Origin of the sequence: Deinococcus carri (assembly GCF_039545055.1) — a bacterium.
GTDB classification, from domain to species: domain Bacteria; phylum Deinococcota; class Deinococci; order Deinococcales; family Deinococcaceae; genus Deinococcus; species Deinococcus carri.
In genome coordinates this window covers 1-7500 of the sequence record NZ_BAABRP010000033.1, presented here as the reverse complement: position 1 = coordinate 7500, position 7500 = coordinate 1, and the positions used below count along the sequence as shown (strand labels likewise).

Sequence of the window (7500 nt, the reverse complement as noted above, 5' to 3'; positions counted from 1 at the left end):
GAAAAGGTCCTTGTTGTAGAAGAGCACCAGTGGCGAGTTCGAGAAGGGAACGCCGTACAGACTGCCGCCCCGCTTCCACAGAGCGAGCGAGGAGGTTGGAAAGTCGCTCAGGTTGAAAGAGGCGTCCTTGCCCAGCGCGCTGAGGTTGGCGAGGTTATTCGAGGCGACGAGGGTCGGCACGTCCCGCTCGGCCACCCAGCCAATGTCCGGGGCGTCACCCGAGGCAATCTGCACGGCAAGCTTGCGGCTGTAGTCCGCGAAAGGCGTGACCTCAACCCTGACGTCCGTGCCCGTCTTGGCGGTGTACTCCCTGGCAAGTTGCTGCAAGAGGGCCAGGCCCTCCCCACCGGCCCAGGTGCTGAAGCGCAGGTCAGCGGCAGCGCTGGTGCCGCTGAGAATGAGAAACGAGGTCAGGGCCACGGACAGGGTACGGTGACGCATGCGAAACCTCCGTTGCTAATACGTATTGGCTTGCTGGCACAGTACGAGGCCGCCGAGCGACTGTCAAGCCTGCCCAGCAGAGGGGAGAGGACCTGCCCGTGCAGCGTGCCCTCAATGCCTGGGAGAAAGCGGATTGCAGGCGTCAGAGCCTGGTTCCTGGCCCTGAGTTATGGCGAGCAGCACGCAAAGCAAAGCCGGCAAGGCATTCCACTTCTCTGAAGACACCAGCCTCCTGTCGAGAGCATGTTTCCGTCTCGAAACTTTCCAGAGCAAGGGCGGCTGCGTGGGCTACAGGGGGACGCCCATTTCCTGAGCAGCCATACGGCGTCGGTTGGGAGGCTGCCCGTCCACCGTATCTCGCCCGTTCCTTGGTGTCGTCGCCAGACTATCCGCGGATGGCCCAGTGTTCATTGGTGGAGAAGCACAGGTCGTCCCCGGTTCACCTCTGGTGGGTCACCCCTCGAGCAGAGCGCCCTGGCCCTGACGCCTGCGGTCTCCGGCGGCCTTAATCAGCGCTTTGAGGAACGCTTCGGTGCGGCCCCCGAACACGGCGGCCATCATCTCACGTTCCACGATGACGGCGTCCAGCACGCCCTCGGTGATGGCCTGATGCACGGCGTTCAGGCTGGTCTTGCCAACCTTCACCGCATGGACGCCGCACAGCAGCCGCAACCGCGCGAGGATCGCGTCGGCCTGCGCGGGCCTGGGCAGGGAGCGCAGCTCCTCCTCGCGGACCCGCCGGACGACCTCCACGTCCTCTTCCGCGGTGGGCCGGGCAGCAGACGGTGAGGGTGGGGGCATAGACACGGCCGTGGGAGAGACAAAGCCCTCCGGGTCCGGGTAGCGGGAGCCGTCGTCCTTGAGGACAGTCACGACGAACCCGGCCTTGTTCTGGATGCGGTCGCGGTCGCGGTGCAGCAGGAACTCCGCCTTGGCGAGGCGGTGCAGCAGGTCCTCGCGCGGAACGCTCTGCACGATGCCCTGCGCCACGTACTGGCCCACGCCGTGTTTCATGATGCGCGACGCGAGGTCGAGGCCGAAGCTGGAGCCGTCACCGAAACGGTAGATGATCTCCTGGCCGCTGCCGGTGCCCTGATAGTCGACCCCCGAGAGGTACCCGCAGGCCTTGAGGTCGTCGTGGGCTTTTTCCAGGGTGCGCTTGATGCGGCTGGGCACCAGGTCTTTGAGTTTGCACTCCTGGCCCCACGCGACGAGGGACATACGCAGCTCCATGGTGATGACCTGGGGGTCGGTGGGGTCATAGCGCTTGGCGTCGAGCAGGCGGTACACACTGCGGGCCAGGGGACGGTCGAGCTGTTCGAGCAGCACCGGGTCGAGCGGCTTGATGAACTTCGAGCGGACGCTCTGCACCAGCGACTTGGGCAGGCGAATATGAATCACGCTGCCCTTGCCGAGGGTCTGCTCGTCACTGTCATACGCCAGACCCTCGACGAGCGAGAAGGTCTGCGTCGTCCACCGGCGCTGCCCATGCGCGCGCCAGGCATTCTGGGCCACGTACTTCGCGCTGTTGAGGCGGTGCAGGCTGGCGTGCAGCAGGAGGTAGTAGCGGCCGCTGGTGTCGAGACCGGCGCGTTGCAGGATCTGGTGGGCAGTGGTCAGGACCTCCCCGCTTTCGGGGGCGCTCTGCTCGACATAGATGGCGAGGATGCCGTTGAGCATGTCGCCGTCCAGCCCATGCGGCACCCCGCCGAACTCGCTGGGAGCGACGCAGGACAGCAGGGCCGGCTGGCCGTCGACCTCGAACGCGACCTCCCAGCGGGTGTAGTTGTCGGGAATGCGTTCCTGCACGCAGATCAATCCCAGGCGGCCCAGGTTGAGTTCGTCGATGCGCTCTGGGCGTTCCGTCAGTGGCGGGGGCCGTACCCCTGAGGTGGGACGGGCGGAACGTCCGGGCGGCTTCGCGGTCACGGTGCAGGCACTATAAGCCCACCGCGTCTGATGGTGAAGTCCCTTTACTGATAAAGAAGTTGATGTTTAAAAAGATAATGATCATCATCAGACGCGCCCCGGTTTCTGCGTTGTTATGGGCTTTCTGGCCCCTAAACTGACCGAGATGTCCGAACAATACCGCCCCGAACTGACCGAGATGTCCGAACCCTCCTGGGGTGAACTGACCGAGATGTCCGAAGAGGAACCCCGAGACTGACCGAGATGTCCGACCTTTTGCTAGCCGAGATGTCCGACCTTTTGCCCCCAGGTTGACCGAGATGTCCGAACGCATCAGGGGCAAAATGGAGGCAAACTGACCAAGATGTCCGAACTTTTTCCTCCTCCAGTGCCCTTTGTTATTCGGACATCTCGGTCAGTGGCCCAAGAGGCCTCTCATCTGCTTGCATCCGTCCAGGAGCGCGTTTTTCTCTAATGTCCTTCGAACTGGCCGAGATGTCCGAATAGGGGTAGCCAAGATGTCCGAACTCCAGAGGGTGGGACATCTCCCAGGATTCCTCCGAGGGGGAAGGCCAGGAAAAGCACGGACATCTCGGCCAGTTGTCTATGTGGCAGGGACCGATAACCTCGGACATCTCGGCCAGTCCCGGTTTCACTGCGCATTCCTGACTCAGGAACGCTGCTCCATTCGGACATCTCGGTCAGGTGGGGGTAGTGCACCGGGAGGATTTGGGGCTGGCTTGGCGCTGCGGCAGGGGAGAGGGGCAGGGGAATGCAGACCAGGAAGCCTAGGCCCGGTTGCCTCTTCTCGCATGCCCACTCGGGGCATGGCTGCATGCCTCCAGATCTATCCCTTTCAATTGACGGTCCGTCATCTGTACTTTACGCTCCGGAGGTGACCATCCCACCCGTCACCCTCCAGTCGCATGTTCGGGCCTTGCGTGAACGGGCGCATCTGCGGCCCAGCGAACTGGCGCGGCGGGTCGGGATTTCGCGGCAGGCGCTGCACAAGATCGAAACCGAGGCCTACCTCCCCAGCACCCTGATCGCCTTTCAGCTTGCCCAGGCGCTGGATTGCCGCGTGGATGAGCTGTTCACCCTCGTTCCTCCCGAGGTCAACGCGACCCTGTGCGTGCCCGTTACGGGCGACACCCGAGTTCAGTTGGCCCAGGTGGGGGATCGCCTGCTGGCCTTTCCGCTGACCGGCACTCCGGGCTTCCGGCAGACCGCCGATGGCGTGGTCCGCCTCTCTGCCGGTGCACAGGCCGGACCAGGTGAAGTGCGTGCCGAGCTGCTGGGTTCCCCCGAGCGGCTGCCCCGCACTGCCGTGCTGGTGGGGTGCGACCCGTCGCTGGAGTTGCTCGCCTCTCATGCGGCGAGGCACGCGCCGGAGGTGCGGGTGCTGTGGCACGCTGCCTCCAGCCTGGCAGCCCTGGAGGCCCTGTCCCGGGGCGAGGTCCACGCCGCCGGCATCCACCTCTGGGACGCCGAGACCGACCAGTCCAACCTGCCCTTCGTCGAACGCCTGTTTCCGGGGCAGGTCATGCACCTGCTCACCCTGTGGTCCTGGGAGCAGGGGCTGATCGTGCCGCCCGGCAACCCCCGGGGCGTGCAGGGACCGGCCGACCTCCTCCAGCCGGGCCTGCGCCTGGTCAACCGGGAGGAGGGCGCGGGGAGCCGCCTGCTGCTCGATGCCTGGCTGGGCAGGGAGGGCGTGACTCCGGGCGAGCGCCGCGCCCTCCCCGGCTATCAGGACGAGGTGCACAGCCACCTGGAGGCGGCGGGCCGGGTGGCTGCGGGGCGTGCGGACCTGGCACCCGGCCCGCGGTCCGCCGCCCAGGCGCTGGGCCTGGACTTCGTGCCGGTGCAGGTCGAACGGTTCGACTTGGTGGTGCCGGACGAGCACCTGTTCCATCCCGGAATCACCGCGCTGCTGGGGGCCGCCCAGACCCCGGCCTTCCGCGCCGACCTGGCCCTGCTGGGCGGCTACGACCCTACCCATGCCGGAGAACGCTGGCACACCACCTAGGAGATTTCATGCGTCAAGCAGCTTTCACCCTCGCCCTGCTCGCCCTGGGCCAGGCATCCGCCGCCAACCTCACCGTCTTTGCCGCCGCCTCCCTGACCGACGCCTTCACCGAACTGGGCAAGGCGTTCGACGCCAAGACGGGGAACAAGACGACCTTCCAGTTCGCCGGGTCGCAGGCCCTGCGCACCCAGCTGGAGAACGGCGCGAAGGCCGACGTGTACGCCAGCGCCAACACCGCGCAGTACACGCCGCTGGTGGACAGGAACCTGGCCGCGCCCGGACAGGCCTTTGTGAGCAACAAGCTCGCCGTCATCGCCCCCAGGAACAACCCCAGGGTGACCCGGCTGCCCGATCTCACGGCAGCGGGAGTCAAACTCGTCATCGCGGACAGGAACGTGCCGGTCGGGGACTACACCCGGCGGATGCTGACGGCCATCGACAAATCGGGCACCTACGGCAAGGACTTCTCGGCCCGCACCCTGAAAAACGTCGTGAGTGAGGAACCCAACGTCCGGCAGGTGGCCCTCAAGGTGCAGCTCGGTGAGGCCGACGCGGCCGTGGTGTACGTGACGGACGTGACCCCGGCCCTGAGGCCCGCGGTGCGGGTCATCGCGCTGCCCACCCGCTTCAACCAGAGCGCCACGTATCCCATCGGCGTGCTGAAGGGGAGTGCCCACCCGGAGGCCGCGCAGGCGTTCGTGAGTTACGTCCTGTCGCCCGAGGGCCAGCGGATTCTGAAGAAGTGGGGCTTTCAGGCTCCCCGTTGAAGTCAGGCGGCTTCCCCGCCGCCCCGATCCTCCTGTGCACGAAAGAAGGTGTCCTATGCGAATCAGCGCCCGCAACACCCTGAAAGGTCAGGTCACGTCCCTCAAGCTCGGGGACGTGGAGGCCGAAGTGACCCTGAGCCTCGGGGGCGGGGCCGAGATCACCGCCACCATCACCCGCGCCTCCGCGGAGCGGTTGGGGCTGGCGGAGGGCCAGGTGGCCCACGCCGTCATCAAGGCCAGCGACGTAATGATCGCGGTGGACGACTAGGGCGGCGCGCAGTGGAGTGGACACCTGAGACATGCGGCAACGAAACGGAGCGCCGCCCTAGTCCCACCGACCCGAAAGGACATGCCATGCCCCCTCTGATCCGCGCCACGGGCCTTGCCCTGCTGTGGACCCTGAGCACCGCCCAGGGCCAGACTCAGCCCACGCCCAGCATTCCAGCCGCGGTCACGGCTCCCGCCGTCAGCACGGCGACGACGCCTGTCGTCCTGAGCGGCGTGGTGCAGCATCCCCGCGCGTACCTGCTCGCGGAGCTGCGTGCCCTCCCCAGCCGGACCCTCACCGTCTCCTTCACCTCGGGCGGTCAGGGGGTCACCCACACCTACCGGGGCGTGCTCCTGTACGACCTCCTGAAGGCGGCCAAACCGAACCTGAACGCGGGCACGAAAAACGATGCCCTGCGCTGGGCGGTGCTGGCGCGGGGGGCCGACGGGTATGCGGCCCTGTTCTCCTGGGGGGAACTGGACCCGGACTTTGGGAACCGCCCGGTGCTGCTGGCCTACAAGCAGGACGGCCAGCCGCTCCCCATGCGCGACGGGGCAGTGCGACTGGTGGTGCCGGGCGACGGCAAGGGCGCGCGGTCCGTCAGCAGCCTGGTCGAGCTTCAGATCTTCCGCAGCGGCCCTTGAGCTGGGGTCTGACCGGGAGGCGAGAGGCCTCCCCCGACCCGGCCCGGTCCGCGGCGCGGCGTCGTCGCCGCCTGCCGGTGGCGTTGCTGCTGCTGGGCGGCCTGATGACGCTGTTCCTGCTCCTGCCGACGCTGGTGGTCCTGGAGCGCGGCCTGGGCACCGCGTTTTTCCCGACCCTGCTCAGCCCGGTGGTGCTGGACGCCCTGCGGGTCAGCCTGTGGACGACCGCCACCACGCTGGGGCTGACGGTGCTGCTCGTGACCCCGGTCGCCTACCTGCTGGCCCGCTTCGAGTTTCCCGGCAAGGCGGTGCTGGACACCCTGCTCGACCTGCCCATCGTCCTGCCCCCGGTGGTGGCCGGGGTGGGGTTGCTGCTGACCTTCGGCCGCAGTGGCCTGCTGGGGCCACCCCTCGAACTGGCGGGGGTCAGCCTGGCCTTTTCCCCGGCGGCGGTGGTGCTGGCGCAACTTTTCACCTCGGCTCCCTTCTACCTGCGGACGGCCAAGGCGGGCTTCATGGCCGTGGACCGGGAGGTGGAGCAGGCGGCGCTCACGGACGGGGCGGGGAGTCTGGGGGTCTTCCGGTTCATCACCTGGCCGCTGGCCTTTCCCTTCCTGCTGGAGGGGCTGGTGCTGACCTGGGCACGGGCGCTGGGAGAGTTCGGCGCGACCATCCTGTTCGCGGGGTCGTTGCAGGGGTATACCCGCACCGTCACCCTCGCCATCTACGCGGCCCTGGAATCGGACCTCGCCCCGGCCCTGGTGCTCTCGGCGGTGATGGTTCTTCTGGCCTTCGCGGTGCTGCTGCTGGTGCGGGGGCTGGCGGCGCGGCGCGGGGGCTGATGCACTGTTCCGCAGCCACTTTTAAACTTTGAGTCGAACGGTGCCGCAGGAGTGCCTGTTCAAGCCAGGTGGGGTCCAGGACCTCAGCAAAGGTCGCCAGATGACCTTCGCTGAGGTTTGCCCACGTTGTGTTCAACGCGGCCTTGAGGGTTATACACAGGTCTGCTCCTGTCCGCTCTCCCTCGCCGCTTAGGGCGGCGCTCCGTTGCGTTGCCGCATGTTCTCCCACTCGCGCCGCTCTTTTTGCGCCCCTCGCTTTGCTCGGAAAGGTTGCCAAAAGGGGGCAAACTGGCCGCAAGCGGTGACTTAATGATAGGGCTATGAGAGAATTGTGGAATCGAGTGCCAGAAGGCGATCTAACGTGCGGGCATTGACATCACTGTGCTTTCACGGAGGTCCCCTGAATGTCCTGGCGCACCTTTCTTCTCGTTCTTCTTTCCTCCACGGCTCTCGCGCAAACACCTGCCGTTCGTGCTGAAGACCCGTTGCGCAGTAGCTGAATGGGCAGCGGGGCGACGGCGCACGTCGCCCCGCTGCCCGGCCTCTGCCTTCAGAGGGTGGGCAGGTGGAGTCGGCGTTGCCAGCGGAGGTTGACGAGTCC

The 7500-nt window shown here is 66.6% G+C and carries 7 protein-coding genes (1 of these 7 only partly in view); 5 read left to right on the top strand and 2 right to left on the bottom strand.

Going from position 1 to position 7500, the window contains the following annotated elements:
- Together ABEA67_RS19130 and ABEA67_RS19125 are read right to left on the bottom strand one after the other, a co-directional pair.
- On the bottom strand, positions 1-441 hold the 5' end (the start) of the coding sequence (locus tag ABEA67_RS19130; protein ID WP_345468424.1) for an ABC transporter substrate-binding protein. 786 nt of this gene lie to the left of the window's left edge; 441 of the gene's 1227 nt are visible here — the first part of the coding sequence; it begins with the start codon at positions 439-441; the stop codon falls past the left edge of the window.
- Between the two features lie 453 nt (positions 442-894).
- Positions 895-2370 carry a replication initiator protein A gene (locus tag ABEA67_RS19125; RefSeq protein ID WP_345468422.1) on the bottom strand — a complete coding sequence of 492 codons (1476 nt, stop codon included), beginning with the start codon at positions 2368-2370 and terminating at the stop codon, positions 895-897.
- 874 nt (positions 2371-3244) lie between these two features.
- On the opposite strand from ABEA67_RS19125, the gene ABEA67_RS19120 reads away from it, so the two are divergent.
- The 5 genes from ABEA67_RS19120 (at position 3245) to ABEA67_RS19100 (ending at position 6899) form a co-directional block, all read left to right on the top strand.
- Positions 3245-4378, top strand: a complete 1134-nt coding sequence (locus ABEA67_RS19120) for a substrate-binding domain-containing protein (RefSeq protein ID WP_345468420.1) — start codon at positions 3245-3247, stop codon at positions 4376-4378.
- An 8-nt stretch (positions 4379-4386) separates the two neighbouring features.
- Positions 4387-5145 (top strand): molybdate ABC transporter substrate-binding protein, encoded by a 759-nt coding sequence (modA, locus tag ABEA67_RS19115; protein ID WP_345468418.1) that lies wholly within the window; start codon positions 4387-4389, stop codon positions 5143-5145.
- A 55-nt stretch (positions 5146-5200) separates the two neighbouring features.
- Complete coding sequence (locus tag ABEA67_RS19110) at positions 5201-5413, top strand: TOBE domain-containing protein (RefSeq protein WP_345468416.1); 213 nt, start codon at positions 5201-5203, stop codon at positions 5411-5413.
- Positions 5414-5499: 86 nt separating this feature from the next.
- On the top strand, positions 5500-6057 hold the full coding sequence (locus ABEA67_RS19105; protein WP_345468414.1) for a molybdopterin-dependent oxidoreductase: 558 nt from the start codon (positions 5500-5502) through the stop codon (positions 6055-6057).
- Entirely contained in the window at positions 6054-6899 is an 846-nt protein-coding gene (locus ABEA67_RS19100; RefSeq protein ID WP_345468412.1) for an ABC transporter permease, read from the top strand. Before ABEA67_RS19105 ends, ABEA67_RS19100 begins: the two co-directional genes overlap by 4 nt.
- Positions 6900-7500 lie beyond the last annotated feature (601 nt).